The sequence below is a fragment of the Nocardia pseudovaccinii NBRC 100343 genome, from assembly GCF_001613225.1.
GTDB lineage: Bacteria > Actinomycetota > Actinomycetes > Mycobacteriales > Mycobacteriaceae > Nocardia > Nocardia pseudovaccinii.
On the sequence record NZ_BDBY01000207.1, the window covers coordinates 42,354 to 63,251 of the forward strand.

The 20,898-nt window shown below is 65.8% G+C and carries 21 protein-coding genes; 14 read left to right on the top strand and 7 right to left on the bottom strand.

The window, feature by feature from the left end; genetic code table 11:
• Positions 1-103: 103 nt before the first annotated feature.
• A complete protein-coding gene (locus NP3_RS26505; RefSeq protein WP_063044317.1) occupies positions 104-649 on the bottom strand; it encodes a hypothetical protein in 546 nt (181 codons plus the stop codon).
• Positions 650-844: 195 nt separating this feature from the next.
• Entirely contained in the window at positions 845-1,462 is a 618-nt protein-coding gene (locus tag NP3_RS26510; protein WP_063044318.1) for a TetR/AcrR family transcriptional regulator, read from the bottom strand.
• 64 nt (positions 1,463-1,526) lie between these two features.
• Here NP3_RS26510 and NP3_RS26515 point away from each other — a divergent pair, with 64 nt between their 5' ends.
• From NP3_RS26515 to NP3_RS26545, 7 genes are all read left to right on the top strand, one after another.
• Positions 1,527-2,030: a MaoC family dehydratase gene (locus NP3_RS26515; RefSeq protein WP_063044319.1), complete on the top strand. Its 504-nt coding sequence runs from the start codon at positions 1,527-1,529 to the stop codon at positions 2,028-2,030.
• Positions 2,027-3,184 carry an acyl-CoA dehydrogenase family protein gene (locus NP3_RS26520; RefSeq protein WP_063044320.1) on the top strand — a complete coding sequence of 386 codons (1,158 nt, stop codon included), beginning with the start codon at positions 2,027-2,029 and terminating at the stop codon, positions 3,182-3,184. Before NP3_RS26515 ends, NP3_RS26520 begins: the two co-directional genes overlap by 4 nt.
• Positions 3,181-3,642: a MaoC family dehydratase gene (locus tag NP3_RS26525; protein ID WP_063044321.1), complete on the top strand. Its 462-nt coding sequence runs from the start codon at positions 3,181-3,183 to the stop codon at positions 3,640-3,642. Before NP3_RS26520 ends, NP3_RS26525 begins: the two co-directional genes overlap by 4 nt.
• Positions 3,639-4,541: an HpcH/HpaI aldolase/citrate lyase family protein gene (locus NP3_RS26530; protein WP_157124561.1), complete on the top strand. Its 903-nt coding sequence runs from the start codon at positions 3,639-3,641 to the stop codon at positions 4,539-4,541. Before NP3_RS26525 ends, NP3_RS26530 begins: the two co-directional genes overlap by 4 nt.
• Complete coding sequence (locus NP3_RS26535) at positions 4,538-6,073, top strand: AMP-binding protein (RefSeq protein WP_063044323.1); 1,536 nt, start codon at positions 4,538-4,540, stop codon at positions 6,071-6,073. Before NP3_RS26530 ends, NP3_RS26535 begins: the two co-directional genes overlap by 4 nt.
• A complete protein-coding gene (locus tag NP3_RS26540; RefSeq protein WP_063044324.1) occupies positions 6,070-7,392 on the top strand; it encodes an MmgE/PrpD family protein in 1,323 nt (440 codons plus the stop codon). The genes NP3_RS26535 and NP3_RS26540 overlap by 4 nt, the downstream gene beginning before the upstream one ends.
• 84 nt (positions 7,393-7,476) lie before the next feature.
• The gene (locus NP3_RS26545; RefSeq protein ID WP_063824920.1) at positions 7,477-8,847 is read left to right on the top strand and encodes an MFS transporter; all 1,371 of its coding nucleotides are present in this window, start codon (positions 7,477-7,479) and stop codon (positions 8,845-8,847) included.
• Between the two features lie 89 nt (positions 8,848-8,936).
• On the opposite strand, the gene NP3_RS26550 is transcribed toward NP3_RS26545, so the two are convergent.
• Positions 8,937-9,578 (bottom strand): TetR/AcrR family transcriptional regulator, encoded by a 642-nt coding sequence (locus NP3_RS26550; protein ID WP_063824921.1) that lies wholly within the window; start codon positions 9,576-9,578, stop codon positions 8,937-8,939.
• Between the two features lie 190 nt (positions 9,579-9,768).
• Between NP3_RS26550 and NP3_RS26555 the strand changes: the two genes are divergently transcribed.
• From NP3_RS26555 to NP3_RS26585, 7 genes are all read left to right on the top strand, one after another.
• Positions 9,769-10,497: a DUF8020 domain-containing protein gene (locus NP3_RS26555; protein ID WP_063044326.1), complete on the top strand. Its 729-nt coding sequence runs from the start codon at positions 9,769-9,771 to the stop codon at positions 10,495-10,497.
• Between the two features lie 17 nt (positions 10,498-10,514).
• Complete coding sequence (locus NP3_RS26560) at positions 10,515-11,276, top strand: DUF8020 domain-containing protein (protein WP_063044327.1); 762 nt, start codon at positions 10,515-10,517, stop codon at positions 11,274-11,276.
• Positions 11,277-11,554: 278 nt separating this feature from the next.
• The gene (locus NP3_RS26565) at positions 11,555-13,465 is read left to right on the top strand and encodes a YhgE/Pip domain-containing protein (protein WP_084509009.1); all 1,911 of its coding nucleotides are present in this window, start codon (positions 11,555-11,557) and stop codon (positions 13,463-13,465) included.
• Positions 13,466-13,804: 339 nt separating this feature from the next.
• Positions 13,805-14,026 carry a hypothetical protein gene (locus tag NP3_RS26570; RefSeq protein WP_063044329.1) on the top strand — a complete coding sequence of 74 codons (222 nt, stop codon included), beginning with the start codon at positions 13,805-13,807 and terminating at the stop codon, positions 14,024-14,026.
• Between the two features lie 186 nt (positions 14,027-14,212).
• Complete coding sequence (locus NP3_RS26575) at positions 14,213-14,488, top strand: helix-turn-helix domain-containing protein (RefSeq protein ID WP_063044330.1); 276 nt, start codon at positions 14,213-14,215, stop codon at positions 14,486-14,488.
• Between the two features lie 106 nt (positions 14,489-14,594).
• Complete coding sequence (locus NP3_RS26580; protein WP_157124562.1) at positions 14,595-14,747, top strand: hypothetical protein; 153 nt, start codon at positions 14,595-14,597, stop codon at positions 14,745-14,747.
• On the top strand, positions 14,744-16,048 hold the full coding sequence (locus NP3_RS26585) for a YhgE/Pip domain-containing protein (RefSeq protein WP_063044332.1): 1,305 nt from the start codon (positions 14,744-14,746) through the stop codon (positions 16,046-16,048). Before NP3_RS26580 ends, NP3_RS26585 begins: the two co-directional genes overlap by 4 nt.
• A gap of 76 nt (positions 16,049-16,124) precedes the next feature.
• Here the strand turns inward: NP3_RS26585 and NP3_RS26590 are convergent, their stop codons facing one another.
• From NP3_RS26590 to NP3_RS26605, 4 genes are read right to left on the bottom strand one after another with little or no spacing between them, the layout of a single operon-like run.
• Positions 16,125-17,336 (bottom strand): acetyl-CoA C-acetyltransferase, encoded by a 1,212-nt coding sequence (locus NP3_RS26590; protein WP_063044333.1) that lies wholly within the window; start codon positions 17,334-17,336, stop codon positions 16,125-16,127.
• A 26-nt stretch (positions 17,337-17,362) separates the two neighbouring features.
• The gene (locus NP3_RS26595; RefSeq protein WP_063044334.1) at positions 17,363-18,517 is read right to left on the bottom strand and encodes an acyl-CoA dehydrogenase family protein; all 1,155 of its coding nucleotides are present in this window, start codon (positions 18,515-18,517) and stop codon (positions 17,363-17,365) included.
• Entirely contained in the window at positions 18,504-20,039 is a 1,536-nt protein-coding gene (locus NP3_RS26600; protein ID WP_063044336.1) for a 3-hydroxyacyl-CoA dehydrogenase, read from the bottom strand. The genes NP3_RS26595 and NP3_RS26600 overlap by 14 nt, the downstream gene beginning before the upstream one ends.
• Positions 20,039-20,824 carry an enoyl-CoA hydratase-related protein gene (locus NP3_RS26605; protein ID WP_063044337.1) on the bottom strand — a complete coding sequence of 262 codons (786 nt, stop codon included), beginning with the start codon at positions 20,822-20,824 and terminating at the stop codon, positions 20,039-20,041. The genes NP3_RS26600 and NP3_RS26605 overlap by 1 nt, the downstream gene beginning before the upstream one ends.
• Positions 20,825-20,898: the final 74 nt, after the last annotated feature.

Genomic DNA, 20,898 nt, shown 5'->3' on the forward strand with positions numbered 1-20,898 from the left:
CCCGAGCGTCTTGCCTCGCAGTTGACCGCAGCCTGGTCGATATTCGCGACCGACTCGGCCTTGGTCGCACACGAGTGGCATCGAACTTCGCGGACAACCACCGTCACCGATTGGGGATGGAGTCGGTGTCATGCTCGAACTGCTGCTCGACGCGCCACCAGGTGCTCAGGCCGATCATGCGGAATTGGCCCAGTCCGGGGGCGGGTTCGGTGTGGCCGGTGAGGACCCATGCCGCGTGCAGTGCCAGTTTGATGAGTCGGCGTGCGGCGTAGAACAGCAGTGCGGCCAGCGGTAGTTCTCCGAACAGCGCGGTGAATAATGAGCTGGGCAGGTCGGGTGTGTTCCAGTCCATCACGATGTCGAACCATGCGTCGCAGGTGAGCAGGGTGCCGGTGGCGATCGCCCATGGGATGAATACCTGACGGCGCAGCCAGGCGAACAGTGCGGTCAACCCGACCGCGGCCACGAGCATGCAGTCGAATCCGACCCAGGCGACATTCCACTGCCGCACCTCGTAGCGGGACGGGAGGTTGGTCGCCAGATATGCGATCCAGGGGACGAGGAACACGAAACTCGCGGTCACGATGGTCAGGAACAGCCAACGCAGTTTGTGCTCATACGAGTGTTGCGGACCGAGCTGCGGTGTCATCGGACCACCTCCCATTTCGGGTCCATGTGAATCGGACAAGTTGCTGCCGCGACCTGATCGAGTAGATCAAACCTCGTGGCTCCTGGAGCTGAGGCTCGGCGCGGTGCGCTCCGAATCCCATGCCAGGGTGACGGTTTCGGTGACAAGCCGGGCCACCACGGTCGGGCCCCGCCGCGGGCGCCGTGTCTCAGCAGATCATTGTGGTGGGGTCGGGTCCGGGAGCAGGGCATCGACGAGGTGGGTCACCTCGCGTAGTGCGGAGTCGATCGGGACGGCCTCGGGGTCCAGTAGTGACTGGTAGACGGCTCCGCGTATGGCGCCGACGATGAGCATCGCGTGGCTCGGCGCGTCGGCGGTGGGGGATGCCTGTGCAACTCCCTGTGCGATGGCGCGGCGTAGATCGCGATGGAGTTCGGCGATCCGGTCGCGTAGGAACGGTGCGGGCAGCACCGCCTCGAACATCAGGACATACAACGCGCGCATCTGGTGTGGATGACGTCCCCAGTTCGCGCGCAGCTCGTCGAGGAACCGGTGTAGCGCTTCTACTCCGGTGGACTGGCCGACCGCCGGGGTGAGGTTTTCCGCGGCCCACTCGACGGTGATGCGATCCAGCAGCGACGCCAGCAGCCCCTCTTTGGAGCCGAAGCGTGCGGTGACCAGGGCGGGGCTGTACCCGGCGCGCTGGCCGATGGCGGTGAGCGTCATCCGCTCGTATCCGCGCTCGGCGATGAGCTCGGCGGCGGCGTCGAGCAGTCGCGTGGTGGACAGCTCCGATCGCTGCTGCTTGGGGCTGGGTGTGGCATGCGTGGTCACGGCCGTAAGCCTAGCAGAAAAAATTATGTGGTTAGCCAACCACTTTTTGTGTTACGGTCTTCCCATGACCTTCAACCAGCAAGTTCTCGAGCCGACGGCCTTTCCGTTGCGGGCCCGTGGGCGTCAATTCGAGGACTTCCAGGTCGGCCGACACCTGGATCATCACTGGGGGCGGACGCTCACGATGGGCGATGCGGCCCTGTTCGCGACCGTCACGCTGTCCTACAACCCGCTCTACTTCAACGCCGAATACGCGGGCATCGAAGGCCATCCCGGCATGGTGATCCATCCGATGCTCGCGCTGTGCACGGTCGTCGGGCTCAGCGTCGAGGACCTGTCGGAGGCGGGTGGGCCGTTCCTGGGCATCGATGAGCTGAGCTTCCATCGGCCGGTCTATCCCGGCGACACGCTCCGCGCGACCAGCACTGTCATCGACAAACGACCGTCGAAGAAGCAGTCGGGTTTCGGCATCGTCGCCTGGCGCACCGAGGGGCGCAACCAGAACGGCGAGCTCGTCGTCTCGTTCACGCGGGCGAACCTTGTTCTGATGCGGGAGGCGCAGGTATGACCAATCCCTATCTCACTCCCGAGCGGCTCGCGTTGCAGGCGCGGGCGCGCAAGGTCGCGATGACCGAGGTGCTGCCCGTCGCCGATGAGCTCGATCGACAGGGTGCGGATATCCCCGACGCCCTCATCGAGCGGTTGGCGGTGGAAGGGTACTTCGGAATCCGGGTGCCTGCCGAGTACGGCGGCCTCGGCTTGGGTGTGTTCGAGTACGTGCTGGTCACCGAGGAGCTGTCGCGTGCGTGGATGAGCGTGCCGAGCCTGCTGGCGCGTGGCAACGGATTCGGTTGCGATGTACCCGATCCCGAGCATCGCGCCGAGTTGTTGCGGCGCAGCGCCCGAGGCGAGTGGATCGGGGCGTTCTCGGCATCGGAGCCGGGCGCGGGATCCGATCTCGCCGGAATCTCGTGTCGCGCACACCGTCTCGGTAGCAATTGGGTGCTGACCGGTGAGAAGCGATGGACAGGCAATGCCATTCGGGCGGATTTCATCGTCATGATCGCCCGCGAGCACGACCCGGCGCCCGGTGAGCATCGCACGACCGGACTGGTCGCGCTGCTGATCGAGAAGAAGCCCGGCACGCTGCCCAAGGGCATGGTCGCCACACCGATCGACAAGATCGGCTACCACGGCATCACCACCTACAACCTGCACCTGGACGGCGTACTCGTCCCCGCCTCGGCGGCCCTGGAGGGCAACGCATTCGCCGGTGTCGTGCATGGGCTCAACGTCGCGCGCGTGCACACCGCGGCCCGGGCAATCGGCCTGGCGCGTGGCGCGCTGGAGGACTCACAGGCGTATCTGCTCGAGCGCCACCAATTCGAGCGGCCGCTGGCCAGTTTCCAGGCGCTGCGGTTCACATTGGCCGATATGGCGGCCGATATCGAGGCCGCCCGAGCATTGACCTATCAAGCCGCGCACGCACTCGACGCCGGTGACCAGAGCGCGACGCTGCCGTCGATGTGCAAGTTGGTCGCGACCGAGATGGCTGTGCGGGTCACCAACCAGGCGATGCAGCTGCACGGCGGCAACGGCTACACCACCGAGCGACGCGTGGAGCGCTACTGGCGTGATGCCCGGCTGACCACGATCTTCGAGGGCACTTCCGAGATCCAGCGCACCCTGATCGCCGACAACCTATTGGGGCACAAACGATGACACGTTTCGAAGACTTCACCCCGGGTGACCGGATGCGCCACTACCGCGGCACCACCGTGACCGACGTCGAAGGCCAACTGCTGTCGAAGCTGGTGATGAACTCGGCCCAGGCGCACTTCAACGACGACGCCATGGCTGCCACCCCGTTCGGGCAACGCATCGTATTCGGGTTGCTGACGGCATCACTCGTGGTCGGCATGGCCACCCAGGACACCGCCGAGGACGCGATCGCCGAAATCGCGCTCGACAAGCTGAGATTCCGCGCCCCGGTCGTCAATGGCGACACCATCTACGCCGCGACCGAAGTGATCGCGACCGAACCCGCAACCGACCGGGCCGATGCCGGTCTCGTCCGCTTCAAGCACTGGGGCTTCAAAGCCGACGGCACGATCGTCTTCGAAGGCGAACGCACCGTCCTGCTCAAACGCGAAAGCCACCACCCGAGGGAGATTCGATGATGACTCGCCTGCGCCGCTCCGAACTCGCCGTACCGGCGTCGAACGAGAAAATGATCCACAAGGCCGCCGAAAGTGCTGCGGATCTGGTGTTCCTCGATCTGGAGGACGCTGTCGCCCCCGCAGACAAAGAGCGCGCCCGCGAGTTGGCGATCACCGCGCTCAACGACCTCGACTGGGGGCGGAAAGTCCGTGCGGTCCGCGTCAACGACGCCGAAACCCGCTGGGCCCACGACGATGTCATCGACGTCGTCACCCGCGCCGGGCACAACCTCGACGTCTTGATCCTGCCCAAAATCAAGGCCCCCCGCGATGTCTGGTTCTTCGAAACACTGGTCACACAGCTCGAAGACAAGCTAGGGCTGTCCACCCCCATCGGGTTCGAGATCCTCATCGAGGAAGCCGAGGCACTCGGCCGCGCCGAGGAACTGGCGGGCTGTTCCCCACGACTGGAGGCGCTGATCCTCGGATTCGGCGACCTCGCCGCCAGCCTCGGCGTCCGGTACGGCCACGTCGCGAACCCGGCCGACGCCTATCCGGGCGATCCGTGGCACCACGCTCGTGCGCGGGTCATCGCCGCGGCTCGAGCGCACGGGCTCGATGCGATCGACGGCCCGTACCCGTTCATCGGTGATATCGATGGCTACCGCACCCAAGCCACCTGGGCGAGCACGCTCGGTGCGAGCGGTAAGTGGGCGATCCACCCCAGCCAGATCGAACCGGCCAACGACATCTTCTCACCCACCGAACAGGAGATCGCGATCGCGCGGCAGATGTGCCAGGCACAGGAATCCAGCGACGGCGCGGCCGCCGCGCAGGGCGCACTGGTGGACGCCGCCACCACCCGCATGTTCGGCGCGGTACTCGACCGGGCCGAGCTCATCGCGGGGCGTGCGTCATGAGGCCGACCGACGGACTCGATCGCGGCGCGCACGAACACCCCGATCAAATCGCACTGATCTGCGGCGAGGAAAGCATCACCTACGTACAGCTGCGCGACCTGTCCTGCCGGATCGCGCAAACCCTTGGCGTACACGGATTCCGGCCCGGCGATCACGGTGCCGTGCTGGCTCCCAACGATATCGACGGATTCGCCTGCGCCCTCGGTCTCATGCGTGCCGGGCTGACATGGATCCCGCTCAACCCCTATGACGCGATCCCGCAGGTCGGCCAGCTGCTCCAGCGGCTCGACGCCGACGTCCTTTTCCTGCACTCCGCCTACCGTGAACACACCGACGCACTCAGCGAAGCTGCGCCGGGAATCCGCGAAATGATCATCTACGATACCGATCTCGACTCCTGGCTGGGTGACGCGCCCGCCGAGGACGTCAGCGGCCCCGGCATCGGCGATCCCGATGCGATCGCCGCGATCTACCCCACCAGCGGGACCACGGGACTGCCGCGCGGGGTCATGCACGACAACCGCCGCTTCGCGTTCTTCATCAGCGCACTGTCCCAACAGGTGCAATACGACGCCGACCAACCGACCGTGTTCCTTGCCGCCGCACCACTGACACATGTCTCGGGCCGGATCGCGCTCGCCACCCTGTACCGCGGTGGGACCGTGGTCATCTTGCACCGCCCCGCACTCGACACCCTCCTGGACACGCTCGAACGACATCGTGTCGACACCACGATGCTGCCGCCGACGGTGCTCTACGCGATCGTCGACATGCCCGGCATCGAGCAGCGGCGCTTCCCGGCGCTGCGGCAGCTGATCTACGGCGCGGCACCCATGCGCTTGGACAAGCTCGAACAGGCCCTGAAACTGTTCGGTCCGATCATGCGACAGGGCTACGGCCAGACCGAAGCACCGATGCTGATCACCGCACTGCCCGCCGAAGAACACTTCGTCGACGGAAAACTCGCACCCGAACAGCGGCTGTCGAGCATCGGCCGACCGACATCGGTGTCCACCGTCGCCATCCTCGGAGACGACGGCCATGAGTTGGCGCAGGGCGAGGTCGGCGAGATCTGCGTCCGCGGCGAGTTCGTCATGGTCGGCTACTACAAGGACCCCGAGGCCACCGCCGAAGTCTCCCGCGGCGGCTGGCACCACACCGGCGACGCGGGTTACATCGATGCCGAGGGCTATATCCACCTCGTCGACCGCAAGAAAGACCTCATCATCAGCGGCGGTTTCAATGTCTACCCTGCCGAGGTCGAACGTGTAATCGGTGCCGTACCCGGCGTCGCCGAGGTCGCCGTCATCGGCGTCCCCGACCAACGCTGGGGCGAGGCCGTCACCGCCGTCGTCGTCGCCAAACCAGGGCAGACCGTCGATGAACAGCAGATCATCGACCACACCAAGGCGACGCTCGGCTCGGTCAAGGCGCCCAAACATGTCGATGTCTGGGATGTGCTGCCGCGCAACGCGACTGGGAAAGTTCTCAAGCGCGCCATCCGTGAGCACTACGAGCAGGCGGGGGCATGAGCACCGGACTGACACGCTCATTGGCCGAGCTGTCGTCCGCGCTGGAATACGAACAGTTACCCGACGATGTCGTCGAGATCGCCAGGCACTGCTTGCTGGACTGGTTCGGTGTCACCCTCGGCGCCGCCGACGAACCGGCCACGGCGATCCTGCTGCTGGCGCTCAGGTCGGCCGAAGGCCCGGCCACGGTGGTCGGTCACGGTAACGGCTACCAGGCGCTCGACGCCGCACTGATCAACGGAACTGCCTCGCACGCACTGGATTTCGACGACGTCAGTGTCGCCTTCCTCGGCCACGCATCCGTGGCGATCCTGCCCGCCGCCCTCGCGCTCGCCGAACAGCTCGACGCCACCGCGCGGGAACTCATCGCCGCATTCGTCGCTGGTTACGAGACCGTCTGCCGGGTAGCCCGCGCGTTGGGTCCACGGCCGTACGTACGTGGTTTCCACCAGACCGGCACCATCGGCACGATCGGCGCGGCCGCCGCTTGCGCGCATCTGCTCGAGTTGGATGCCGATGCCACCGCTACCGCGTTCGGTCTGGCGAGCACCCAGGCCGCCGGGCTCAAATGTCACTTCGGCACCATGGCCAAGCCGCTGCACGCGGGGAAGGCCTGCCAGAACGGATTGCTCGCCGCGCTGCTCGCCGCCGACGGATTCACCGCAAATCCTGACGCCATCGAAGCCGACCAAGGCCTGGCCGCGCTGCTGGGCGGAGGCACCGACCTCGACGCAGCCCTTGCCGATCCACGCGGTCGATGGCACGTGCGTGACAACCTGTTCAAGTACCACGCCTCCTGCTTTTGGACACATTCGATGCTCGAAGGTATCGGCGATCTGGTGCGTTCCGGCGCCGTGCAGGCCGACCGAATCGACCACGTCGAGGTCCATGTCAGCGCCATCGAGCTCGGCGCGGCCGCTATCGCCGAACCCACCACCGCCCTCGAGGTGAAGTACAGCCTCACGCACCTCGCGGCCATGGCGCTGCTCAAACGCCCCACATCGGTCATCCGTGACGAGGACGCCCACGACCCGGAGCTCATCGCCCTACGAGCGAAAATCACGCTCGTCGGCGACGCGCCCCCCGGCCCACCCACACGAGTCGAGGTGCTGCAGGACGGTAGGACCTACACCGCGCAACATGAGGTCGCTATACCCGACCGCGATCTCGCCGCCCAGCAACAACGTCTCACCGACAAGTTCGCCTCGCTCGCAGTCCCAGCGCTCGACAACATCCTGGCATGGGACCTACTCACCACGATCGTGCATCTCGGACCCGAACATCGCGTCCGTGAGCTGATGATGCTTGCCCGCCCCTGAAAACGACTTCGGCCACGACGACTTGATCGACGTGGCCGATCACGGGATCGGTCATTGAACTGATCCCCGCTCGAATGAGATCCAATGACAGAAAACACCACACCGCACACCACCGACGCGCACACCGCCCTGCAAGCCCTCGACCGTCTGGCGGTGACGCCCTGGCATCGGCGGGTTGTTGCCTTGGTGGGGATCGGCTCGTTCTTCAACTTCTACGAAATCGCTATCGGCACTTTGATGTTGCCGCTGCTGCCCGGGGACTGGAACCTCAGCTCCGGCTGGAAGGCCGCCATCATCGCAGCGCCCTTCGCCGGTGAATTCCTCGGCGCCTGGCTGCTGACACCACTGGCCGACCGATTCGGCCGCCGCCGGATGTTCCAGCTCAACCTACTCGCTTACGCGATCCTGTCCATTGCCTGCGCCGCCGCCGACGGCGAACTCAGCATGGTGGTGCTGCGGTTCATGCTCGGTATCGGCCTCGGCGCTGAGCTGGCGTTGGTCGACAGCTACCTCACCGAACTCCTCCCACCCCGCGACCGCGGGCGGCTGGTCGCCTGGTCCTATACCTTCGGGATGACCGCCGTGCCGGTCGCCGGAATCCTCGTAACGGTACTGCCACACACCATTGCCGGTATCGACAGCTGGCGGTGGATGCTCACCTTCGCCGCAGGCGGCGCACTGCTCATCTGGGTTATGCGGCAACGTCTTCCGGAGTCGCCGCGGTGGCTGATCACCCGCGGCCGCGAAACCGAGGCGGTCGCGATCATCGACTCCATCCTCGCTGCGGGCGCGGCTGACAAGGGCTCCCCGCCGGTCACCGCGGCCTCCGACCCCTTACTTGCCGACCGGTCCACCGGCCACGATTCCCTGCTCACTCCTGCCGAGCTGCGGCGAAGGATCACCTTGATCGGTTTGCTTCAAGGGCTGGGATCCGTTGGCATCTACGGGTTCTCCACTATTGCGCCGTTGGCGATCCTGGCGAAGGGGATCGAGGTCGTGGACTCGCTGGCCTACTCGGCATTGTCGGCCCTGGGCTATCCACTCGGGCCGTTGCTGCTGGTGGCCTTGTCCGATCGCGTCCAGCGCAAGACCCTCGCGGTCGCCTCGGCGGTGGCGGTGGGAGCGTTCGGGTTCGCTTTCGGGCTGGCAGGCCCGCCGACTTTGATCGTATTGTTCGGGTTCCTCACCGGGCTCAGCGCTACTTTCCACGGCACAGTCGCCCGAGCCTACGGTGCAGAGCTGTTCCCCACCCACCTGCGCAGCACGCTGGTTGGCCGGACCTATTCGATGTCTCGGGTCATTGCCGCGGTATTGCCATTCATCGCCGTACCGACCCTGCACAGTCTCGGTCCCGGAGCGCTCTACGCTGGGTGCGGACTGCTGATGCTCATGCTGGCCGTGACTGTGATGTGGCTGGGTCCGCGCACCAATTTCCGTTCATTGGAAGCTATTTGATCGCCGTGTTCCAAGTCCGTCGAGGGCAGCGGGTCTTGCCAGAGTCAGGTCGACGCGTGAAGACTGCGCGATGTCCGCCGACCGTGGTGCTACATCTGTGGGCCGTCGGATAGATATCGTTCGGCGAAGCCCTGCGCCCACAGGTGTCCGTGCAGCGCGAGTTCATTTGCCATCCGGGCCATTTCGGCTGGCGGGTGCGGCATCCCGGTTTCCAGCCACCACAGCATCAGCGTGGCCGTTTGACCGGCCCACGCCCGCGACACGACTTCGAGGGGTATCCGGGCTTGCGCGTCGAGTCGTTTGGCGCGGGAACCGAAGATCTGTTCGGCCGTGCGGGCGACCTCGTCGAGCAACGCAAGCAGCGGTACGCCGTCACCGGTCCCGCGCAGCACAACGCGATACATCTGCGGCTCGGCAGCGGCGTGTTCGAAGGCCGCGGTCGTCAGCTCACCGGTGAAGCCGACATTGTCGGTCGGGACCGCGGCCACCCGTGCGTCCAGATCCTGACGCAGCACCGTGGACATCTGGAACAGCAGATCGTCCTTGTCGCGGAAGTGCTTCCAGAACGTGGCGCGTCCCAGGTCGGCCCGAGCGGCGATGGCGTCGATCGTCACTGCGCCGTAGTCGATTTCCAGGCACAGTTCGGCCAGTGCCCGCATAAAACGCCGCCGTGTCTCCAGCACGCGGCGGCCCTGCCGCGTCGACGGATCCACTGATCTCTGGATCTGCATGCCTGTCCTTCCGTCCGCTCCCCGGTCATCCTCCCTTATTTTTCTCATTCCCTATTGATCGACTCGGAGTCTATAAGTAGATTCACAGTCTACGCTCAGTGTAATGACCATCACATGCTGAGGTTGTGCATCGGAGTGGCGGCGGGCACCCCGCCCGCCGGGACCAACGCCTCCGAAGATGAGGAAATCAATGAAGATTCACAGATCGGCCTGGACAGCAGCGATCACTGTGGCTGCCGTCGCAACGGGCATGGCCACCGCGTCAGCTGAACCGGAACCGACCGCGCCGCCGGTGACCTACCGCGCGAACGTGGTCGACAAGTCGGTGATCGCCACGCTCGAGGGCGGGGTGTTCACGCTGGCGAAGGACACCCTGTCGGTCTCGGTGCTCGACTCTCTCGGCCACGTGCTGGATGCGATGCCCTTGTCGTACCGCATCGATGGGCAGACCTTGCCGATCCGCTCCGAGATCTCCAGTGACGGGCGCACTCTGACCCTCACCCCCGACACCGACGGGATCCGGCGTGACGCTCTGCAACCGGTCGCCTCGCCGCTGGAGAACCAGTTGGCGATGAACGATCTGATCAACAGCGTGAGCATCGGCACCTCCCTGGGGAGCCTCGTCGGCACCGCCATCGGCGCGATCGCCGGCATCGGCGTCGGATTCGTGATCGCCGGCGCGGCCTGCGCGGTCATCGCCCTGGCCTGTGTCGTGACCGTGCTACCGATCGTCGCTTTGGTCGGCGCGGTAGGAGGTTTGGCCGGAGCGGTCCTCGCCGGGGGCCCGACCGCGGCCTACGCGCTCTACGAATACGTGACCGCGATGCGGGCCGAACCGGGCCAGACCAAGTACGCCCCGCAGGTCCAGGGCAAGCCGGGTGGAATCCCCGCGCCCGCCGCCGCCCCGCAAGAGCAGTAAGGACCGAGGTTCGCGCAATGAAACTCGGAACAACAACCCTCACCGTGGCGGCGACGATCGCTGCGGCCTCGGTGGCGACAGTACCGGCGAATGCCGACCCGACTCCCGAGGACCACTATCGCCTCGAGGTCATCGGCCATTCGGTGATCACGACCCTCGACCGCGGCACCTTCTCACTCGCCCCGGACCAGCAGTCGGTGGTCATGCTCGATCGTGACGGCCAACTGCTGACCACCCTGCCGCTGACCTTCACCCTTGATGGGGAACACCACCAGATCGGGCAAACCATCTCCGACGGCGGCCGGGTGCTGGCGCTCACGCCCGATGTCGCGGCGCTTCGCGCGGACGGCACCCAGCCTGTTGCCTCGCCGCTGGAAGAACAACTCGCACTCGACGATCTGTCCAGCAACCTGTTCCGCGGAGCGATCGCGGGCACTCTGGTAGGTCTCGCCGTCGGGGCCGTGGTCGGCGGCGTACTCGGGCTGGGCTCGTGCCTGCTCGTCGGCCCAGGGTGCCTGGCCACAGCACCTGCGATCATTCTCGCCTTCGCCGGTGGCGGCAGCCTGGTCGGCACGCTGCTCGCGGGCGGAGTCGGACTGGCCGATGGACTGTGGAAGTACATCATCACCCGCCAGGCTCCGCCCGGCCAGAGCCCCTACGCCAATCAAGACGGACTGCTCGACCCGGACGGGACTGGCGTCCCCGATGCCAACCTCCGCTTGCCCAGCGGCTCGGCCGGTGCGCTCAGGAGCGGCTCCTCGAGCGGCTCCGGTCACTGATCAGGCCATCCGACCGGCCCCGTCACCGCTGCCACCCCTCGGCGGTGGCGGGGCCCGAAGGACCCGGGCCCGTGGCGGAAACGTCGTGAGCCGGAACCGATCCTGCACGGACCGATCGATTTCATCAGGGTCGATCGGTGATCGGCACCGGCTGCGACTCTGCGCCTCCGACACGGGCCCGGGCTCCTTTTCGAAGTCACGAGGCAGGCGGCCTGCGCGTGTTCCTGACGTCCGCCCGCCTCCGCACATTTCGCATATGACATGTACCTGGAGCTACTTTGAGCACCACCTCGGCCCATCATGGGCCTTCGCGATGGATCCGATCTCGTTGGGCGCGTCTGGTTCTCGCCGCGATCATCACTCTGCCTCTGGCCTTCTCGGCGCTGTACATGTGGGCAATGTGGGATCCGACCAAGACCGTCCACAAAATGCCGGTGGCGTTGGTGAACTCCGACAAGCCGGTAGGGGAGGGCGACAAGCGGCTGGCCGCCGGTGACCGCGTAATCGGCACTCTCTTGTCGACCAAGCCCGTCGATTTCGCCCTCGTCGACCACGAAACCGCCACGCGCGGACTGCAATCGGGTGACTACTACTTCGTGGTGGAGATCCCCGCCGACTTCAGTGCGAGCGTCACGCGGTTCGCTCAACCGACGGCGAATCCCGCTCGGATCGAGATCACCTACAACGACAACATCACCACCATGGCGTCCTCGACCGGCGCGCGGGTGATGACCGCGGTCGAAAACGCTGTGCGGAAAGGACTTGCCGCACAAGCGGTCAGCACCGTGCTGACCGGATTGAACTCGGCCGGGACCGGGCTGCGCTCGGCCGCTGACGGCGCCGGCCAACTGCACGACGGCACCACACGGCTCGCAGCCGGAGCCGACACACTGGCCACCGGCATCGATACCCAGCTGGCCCCCGGAATCGCCGCGGCCGCGACCGGAGGAGCACAGCTCGCGGCGGGCGCCAATGAACTGTCCACCGGTCTGACCACCCTGCAGACCGGCACCGGCACCGTCGGTGCCGGTGCACAACGACTCTCCGACGGCATCAGCCGACTGGTCGGACTCATCGACCGCAACGGTGATCTGGCCGCCCGGGCCGAAACTCTCACCCGACAGCTGTCCGGTAACCCGGACGCGCTGAGTCACGACGCGGCGGGCATCCTGAGCAATCTCTCCTCGGTGTTGAACGGACTGCAGGATTTGCAATCCGGTGGACGGGAGCTGGCGCGCCAGCTCAACGACCCGACCGCCGACTATCGCGGCGGCGTCGACAAACTCGCTGCCGGAGGCACTCGCCTGGCCGACGGCACCGACCGGCTCGCCACCGGGCTGGGACAGCTCGACAACGGAATGACCAAGGTCAGCACCGGTATCCAGCAACTGCAGAACGGCACCCACGAACTCGACAACGGCGCCGGCCGACTGGCGACCGGGCTGCGCGACGGCGCAACACGTTTGCCCGACCTGAACGACCCCACCGCACGTGATCGCATGGCCACCTTGCTGGCCACACCCGTCACCGCCGAATCCAAGAACGTCGCCCCCGCCCGCCACCTCGGCCCAGGTGCCGCGCCCGCGCTGCTGGCCATCGGCACCATGCTGCTGACAATACTGGTGTGGATGACCTTCCAAGCCCATCGCGAACACGAGCTGTCCAGGCATACAACCGAATCCGAGTCCCGTAGCAGCCGCCTGCGCCATGCCGCGCGCCGGATGGCGGCGGTCACCGCGGTCAGCATGATCGCCTCCGCTGGGCTCGCCGCTGGTCTGTGGAAGACGCTCTCACCCCAGCCCGCACCGGAAACCCTGTGGATGGTCGCCGCTGTCGTGCTCCTCGCGACCATCATGTCGGCAGCTCTCGTCGGTGCGGCATTCACACTGTTCGGATACGTTGCCGGAACAATGATTTCACTCGCCGCGCTGATGCTGCAGGTCTTCTCTTTCGGTGGCGTCTGGATGATCGAAACCGTCCCCGCACCGTTTCGCTGGCTGCACTACATCGCACCGTTGAGCTATGTGCGCGGCGGCTTGATCGCCGGGTTCAACGGCACCGACGGCTTCTGGTCCGCCGCCGCCGCGATGCTCACCATCGCGACACTGGCGCTCGCAGTCACCGTTCTCGCGCAGCGGAAGGGGATGAGCCGCTACCCACACCGGGTCGCCGGACCTGAAACGGCCTAAAAAAGTAGTTGGTTAACCACATTATTTCTGATAGTCTAACCGCCGTGGACGCACGCCACATCGACCCTCGATCAGCAGCGCTCGGAGCTGTCCCATGACGCACTTGTTCAACGACGAGTTCATCACCGAACACGGACACGCCAGATGACACTTCGGTACCGCAGTACGCCACGGGACCTTGGAAAGGCCTGCCGCAATAGGATTCTGGTGGTCGTGCTGAGTCGGGAAGGGCGACCTCGGCGCAGCCATCACCGACCTACCCGTCGGCTCGCGCATACGCGACAATCGGTCGAATTCCATGCCTGTTCAATCTTGCGTTGCCTCATGAGTCGATAGGTCATGACCAGCGAAGGGTGGTTCCCGACCACAGGCAATGTGCACCTGCGGGTATGGCTTGCCGACATGGCGTTCGACTACACGGCCACGGCGGTGGCGGTCCCCAACTTGATCGAGGATTGGATGCGAAAGCATTGGTACACAATCGAATTGATCCACGACACCACCGATGACTATGTGCAGCTGCCGCACTTGCCGTGTGAACGATTGTTCCTCGGGCCGTGACCGGCAGCTCCGAGGCGCCGTCGAGCGAGGTCGACCGACCAATGTCCCGAGCGATGGCGACACCGGCGTTGTGCCTGCCGCACGTCGGGACAGGGGCCGAACGCGGCATCGGTGCGGCGATGGCGGTCGCGCGCTCGCGGGACGCAGTCCATCCGAGTTGCCGCACCGTCGAAAACGGAGGATGCGATGGCGTTGACCGAGCCACAGGCCAAAGTCCTTGCCGCGCTCGCGATTCTGGGTCCCATGCAATCACTGACTGTACGCGAGCTGTGCGGGCACGCGGGACGCAAGGACTCGGCGACGCGAGCCGCCCTGCGAGGACTCGCGGATTCCGGTCTCGCCCACGGCTCCCGGCCCCCGCCGGCCAGGTGGCGGATCACCGCACGTGGGCGCGCGCTACTGCTGATGCCGAGGTACCGCGAGTACCTGTCGCAGGTTTCGGCGAACAGGCACCGGCGGTGAGACCGACGCCGACCGCGATCGGTCACCTGCGCACGGACAGATTCGGCGTCTCCCGGGAATGGTACGAGATTCAGTCCGCAGTAGGGCAAAACGACTCGGCTACGACTTGGCCGAGACCGTGACGTTCGACGCGATCACTGCCCCCGACGGGCGGCTGCTGAACGTGGTCCAGGCCCTCGATGTCGAGGCGGTGATCGCGGCGAGCCGCACGTCCTTCAACCCCATGTGTCACAACCTAGGAATGACGGTGCTGTTATGACGAATCCGCAAGAGGGCGAGCAAACGACCAGTTGGCGTTCGGTCGTGCGTGTATGGCTCGTGCCGGCTGTAGTGGTTTCGCTGCTCATGGGCCTGCTGGCGACGATGTATCTCTCGTATGTGGTCGATCCGGGGAAGCATCTGCACAGTTTTCCGATCGCGCTGGTGGATCAGGACAGCGGAGATGTGATCGGCGGGAAGCCGACCAATGTGGGTAAGCAGATCAGTGATGCGCTGGTGCAGCAGATTCCTGGTGACAAGATCGACCTGCGGGTGCTCGGCATCAACGAGGCGCAGCTTCAGTTGGATTCGGGCGATGTGTACGGGGCGATCGTCATTCCGAGCGACTTCACCAAGCGGCTCGGAATTTTCGCCACCGCCAGCGTGGTGCCCGGCGAAGTAACCCAGCCGATCATCACGGTGTACACCAATCCGCGGACCGGGTCGTTCTCCGCGCAGGTCGTGCAGACCATCGCGGAGAACGCACTGAATCAAGCCAATCTGACTGTGGGCAAACAGCTCACCGACAACGTGCAGACCCAACTGCAAAGCTCCGGTGGCGGGCAAACGCCGGAGCTGGTCGGCCTCAGCCGATTGATGCTGTCCAAGCCGATCGATGTTGTCGTCAGCCCGTTCCATCCGCTGCCGTCGGGTACGGGCGGTGGATTGACGGCGTTCTTCTACACGGTGATGGTGCTGCTGGCCGGATTCACCGGCGCCATGGTGATCAACGGGATGGTCGATTCGTCGCTCGGTTTCGCACCGACCGAATTCGGTCCCTGGTACGTGCACTATCCGCCGACGCCGATTTCCCGGCTGCGGACATTGCTGCTGAAGTGGGGCGTGATCACCGCCACCGCGCCGGTCGCGGCCGGGATATTCATGGCGGTCGGGCATTGGCTCGATATGCCGATCGAGCGGCCGCTGCTGCTGTTCCTCTACAGCACCTTCGCCATCATCGCGGTCGGCGTCACCGCGCTGTCGATCGTGTCAGCGCTCGGCACCCTTGGTCTGCTGGTCAACCTCGTCCTGTTCATCGTGCTCGGCCTGCCGTCCTCCGGCGGCACCATTCCGGTCGAGGCGCTTCCGAAATCCGTTGCCTGGCTTGCCCAGTTCGAACCGATGCACCAGGTGTACCTCGGCATCAGGGCCATCCTGTACTTCAACGCCGACGGCTCCGCCGGATTTACTCGTGCGATCTGGATGACCCTGCTGGGCATGGTCATCGGCTTGGTCCTGGGCAGTGCTGTGACGCGTTATTACGACTGGAAGGAGTTACACCGCGCACCCGCGCAATCCTGATGACCGCGTAGTCCTGATGATCACTTGGGCAATGCCTGATGTCACGCACCGAGGTGGTGACAACAGGATCCTTCGGCTACTCGAGCCGTTCGAACACCGCCGCGAGTCCCTGACCGCCGCCGATACACATGGTTTCGAGGCCGTACCGGGCTTCGCGGCGCTGCATTTCGCGAAGGAGGGTGGCGAGGATCCGGGCACCGGTGGCGCCGACCGGGTGGCCGAGCGAAATGCCGGAGCCGTTGGGGTTCAGGCGCGGGTCGTCGGGTTCGAGTCCCCACTGTCGCGATACGGCGAGAACCTGGGCGGCGAATGCCTCGTTGAGTTCGATGACATCGATATCGTCGAGGGAGAGCCCGGCCCGGTCGAGGGCCGAAGCGGTGGCGGGGACCGGCCCGATCCCCATGGTGGCGGGGGCGACACCGGCGACCGCCCACGACCGCAGCCGAGCCAGCGGACGCAGGCCGAGCCGATCGGCGGTATCCGGGGTGGTGACGAGACACAGTGCGGCCCCGTCGTTCTGACCGCTGGCGTTCCCGGCGGTCACGGTTGCATCGGGGTCCACATTTGCACGGATCGGGCGCAGCCGCGCCAGTGATTCGGCGGTCGTGTCGGCACGCGGATGTTCATCGGTATCGATCTGGATCGGCTCGGATCGGCGCTGCGGTACGGAGATCGGCACGATCTCGTCGGTGAAGCGGCCCGCGCGCTGCGCGGCCACGGCCCGCTGATGCGACTGGACGGCAAGCGCGTCCTGATCGATGCGGCTGATCGAGTATTCGGCGCGCAGATTCTCCGCGGTCTCGATCATGCCGCCGGGCACCGGGAAGTTCTCGCCACCCGCGGTGACCCGGGCACGGACGAGACGATCGGCGAGTGCGAACCCGTCGCCGGTGACGCCCCAGCGCATGCCGGTGGCATAGAACTCGGTGTCGCTCATGGACTCCACGCCGCCCGCGAGGATGACGTCACCGGCTCCGGTCGAGACCTGCATGCAGGCCTGCAGCACCGCCTGCAAGCCTGATCCGCACCGACGATCGACCTGCAGGCCGGGCACGTCGATGCCGAGTCCGGCGTCGAGAGCGGCGACGCGTCCGATGGCCGGGGCCTCCCCGTTGGGTCCGGCCTGACCGAGGATGACATCGTCGATCACTCTGCCGGCGATTCCGGTGCGGCGCATCAGTTCGGTGATCACGGCCGCGGCCAGCTGCTGGGGCGCAAGGTTTTTGAACACTCCGCCGAATCGGCCGACAGGAGTCCGGAGGGGTTCGCAGATGACCGCATCACGCATGGCAGGATCCTCGAAAATTATTGGGGTTACAGGGCATTGATGCCGGTGAGCGACCGGCCGATGATCAGTTTCTGGATTTGACTCGTGCCCTCGTAGAGGGTCAGCACCCTGGCGTCGCGCAGGTACTTGCCCATCGGGTACTCGTCGATGAAGCCGTAGCCACCGAATACCTGCAGACAGTTGTTGCTGACTCGTACCGCGGTCTCGCTGGCGGAAAGTTTGGCCATCGAAGATGCCAGCCGGACTTCCTCTTTTGGGGCCCCGGAATCAGCCAGCAAGGCCGCTTTCCAGGTGAGCAGGCGCGCGGCCTCGATGTCGAGCGCCGAGTCCGCGAGCAATTCCTGCACCAGTTGCTTAGTGGCGATCGGCTGCCCGAACTGGGTGCGTTCGGTGGAGTACCGGACCGCGGCGTCGAGGGCGGCCTGAGCGAGGCCGACACTGCCGGCGGCGACCGAAATGCGGCCCTTGGTCAACGCGCCGAGCGCGATGGACAGGCCCTGACCGATTGCGCCGAGGCGCGCGGAGTCGGGTATGCGGACAGCGTCCAGGGACAGGGTGGCGGTGGCCTGGCCACGCAGTCCGAGTTTGCCATGGATCGTGGTGGCAGTGAATCCCGTTGTATCCGTGGGTACCAGGAAAGCGGTGATGCCTTTACCGCCGTCCGGCGAGGTGCGCGCGAACACCAGCGCCACCGACGCCCAGGTGCCGTTGGTGATGAAGATCTTCTCTCCCGACAGCACCCACTCGTCACCGTCGCGGGCGGCGCGGGTGCGCAGCGAACCGGGATCGGAACCGCTGTCAGGCTCTGTGAGAGCGAAGCACCCCAGCGCGCGACCGGAGGTCAGCTCGGGCAGCCACCATTGCTTCTGTTCCTCGGTGCCGTACGCAGCGATCGTCTTGCTCACCAAACCCAATGACACCGAGACGATCCCGCGGACCGCCGAATCACCGCGGCCCAGTTCCTCACAGACCAGGATGTAGGACATCAGATCGACCTCGGTGCCGCCGTAGCGTTCGTCGATACCGAGGCCCAGGAATCCGAGCTCTCCGAGCCGGGTGACGATCCCGGGGTCGACCGATTCGGCACGATCCCAGTCGCGAGCGTGCGGGACGACTTCTCTTTCGACGAAATCCGCTGCCAGTTCTTTTATTTCGCGGTGCGTGTCGTCAAGCAGGAGCATGCGATCCTCGATTTCTCATCAGGTCGGTGGGTCGGGTTTCGCGGGCGCGCAAAGAAAGTCCCAGGTCGGCATGGGTGCGCAGCCAACCATTGGCGCGGTAGCGCGGGTCTCCGGTGTAGGCGTGTATCCCGTCGAGAATGCGGGTGATCAATGCGGCGCCGACGGAATCGCCGTAGTCGAGCGGGCCTTGCGGATAGCCGAGTCCCAGCTGTGCGCCGCGGTCGATATCGGCGGGTGTCGCGATGCCGGATTCGGCGATCGCGCAGGCCAGGTTCACCATCGTGGCGAGGATGCGCTGGGCGACTGGAGCAGGTCCGTCGGCGGTCAGGGTCAGAGCCGCCGGGGCGGCGAGTACTGCGAGCGCAGGCGCGGTGGCTACTGGATCGGCGGTGACGGGAACGGCCACCACCAGTCGTTTCCCCGTCACACTGAGCGGATCCACACCGAGGGTCCGGGAAGGGGCGAGCCCCGCACGAACCGCCAGCCGGTAGGCCGGTTCACCAACCGGGAACACCAGCGAAACTGCTGCGGGCGAAGGAGATTCGAGCACCGACGCTCCCGCCGAACGCAGCGTTGCGGCGAATTCCGGATGCTCGTGGACATACACCGGTATGGCTGCCGGATCGGCGACGAACTCGGGTTCGGCTATCGATTCGCGCTCCCCACCGTCGTATCGATAGAAACCCTCGCCGGTCTTGCGGCCGAGTAGCCCAGCGGTGGTACGGGCGGCCGCCAGCGGCGACGGCCGCAGCCGCGGATCGTTGTAGAACCCGGCGAAAACCGTCTCCATCACCGGATGGCTGACATCCAAACCGGTCAGATCGAGGAGTTCGAACGGCCCCATGCGCAGGCCGAGCACATCACGCACGATGCGGTCGATGTCCGCGGGTGCGGCCGCCTGCTCCGACAGCAGGGTCAATGCCTCGGTCGGCAGCGCCCGGCCGACATGATTGACCAGAAACCCGGGAGTATCGCGGACGACGATCCCGGTGTGGCCGATCCGCTCGACCACGGACCGGGCCGTGTCCACCAGCTCGGGCCGGGTCCGTAGTCCCGGCACGATCTCCACCAGTCGCATCAGCGGCACCGGATTGAAGAAATGCAACCCCACCAGCCGCCCCGGGTCGCCCAGCGCCGTCGCCAGCACGCCGATGGACAGCGAACTGGTGTTGGAGGCGAGAATCGCAGTGGGCGTTGCAATTTCGAGCTCGGCCAGAATCGACTGCTTGACCGCCAGGTCCTCGACGACGGCCTCGATGACCAGATCGACGTCGTCCGCGGGCGCCGTCGGAGATACGCCGGGGCACAACCGGGCCAGGATCGCCGCAGCTTCCTCGCCGGTACAGCGGCCCCTGTCGACCGAGCGGCGCACCATGGTGGCGATGAAGTCCAGTGCGGCCGTCACCGCGCGAGGGTCGCTGTCGGTCACCTCGACCTGATAGCCCGCGGTGGCGGCGACCTGCGCGATCCCCCTTCCCATGGCACCGGCGCCGACAATCCGGATCCGTTCGATGGCAGCCATCACTTCCCCTGGTAGTTCGGTGTTCGTTTGTCGAGAAATGCCTGGATGCCCTCGCTTCGATCCGCGGTATCGAACAGCAGCTGAAAAGTGGTGCGCTCCAGCTCGATTGCCGTGCGCAGCGGGGAGTTCTCGGCATGCCGGGCCACTCGGCGAATCGCCTGGACCTGAAGCGGCGGTTGCGCCGCGATCCGGGCGGCCAGCTCGACCGACGTCCCCAGCGCCGTCCCGTCCGGCACGATATCGGCAACGATGCCCAGCTCCTGCGCGGTCGTGGCGTCGATGCGGTCACCGGTCAGCACCAGGTGCAGCGCCCGCGAACGACCGGCACGCTGCACCAGCCGACTCAGCCCGCCCGCGCCGGGAATCAACCCGACCCTGATCTCGGGTTGACCGAATTGCGCTGACGCACCGGCGATCACGACATCGCAGGCCATTGCCAGCTCGCATCCGCCACCGAGCGCGTAACCCTCCACGGCGGCGACGACCGGCGTCTCCAGCGCATCCAGCACAGAGAACATTTGCCCGGTCCGCTGCACCAGATGATCGGCCGGTGCAAGCGTCTTCATCTGCTTCAGATCCGTGCCGGCGACGAAAACCCCACCGGTACCGGTGAGTACGATCGCGCGCACCTCCGGATCCGCGTCGGCGTCCGAAAGCATCTGCATCAGAAGATCTTTCGTGGCCGTGTCGAGCGCATTGCGGGCCTGCGGGCGGGAGATGCGGATCACCCGCACACCCCGCTGATCGCCGGTGAGATCTTCGTGCACAACAGTATTCGGAATCATCCCGGATGCCCTGTCGGATCGGTGATGGTGTGGAGCAGGTCGATGGGGGAGGCGGATCGTGACGTCGGCAGACA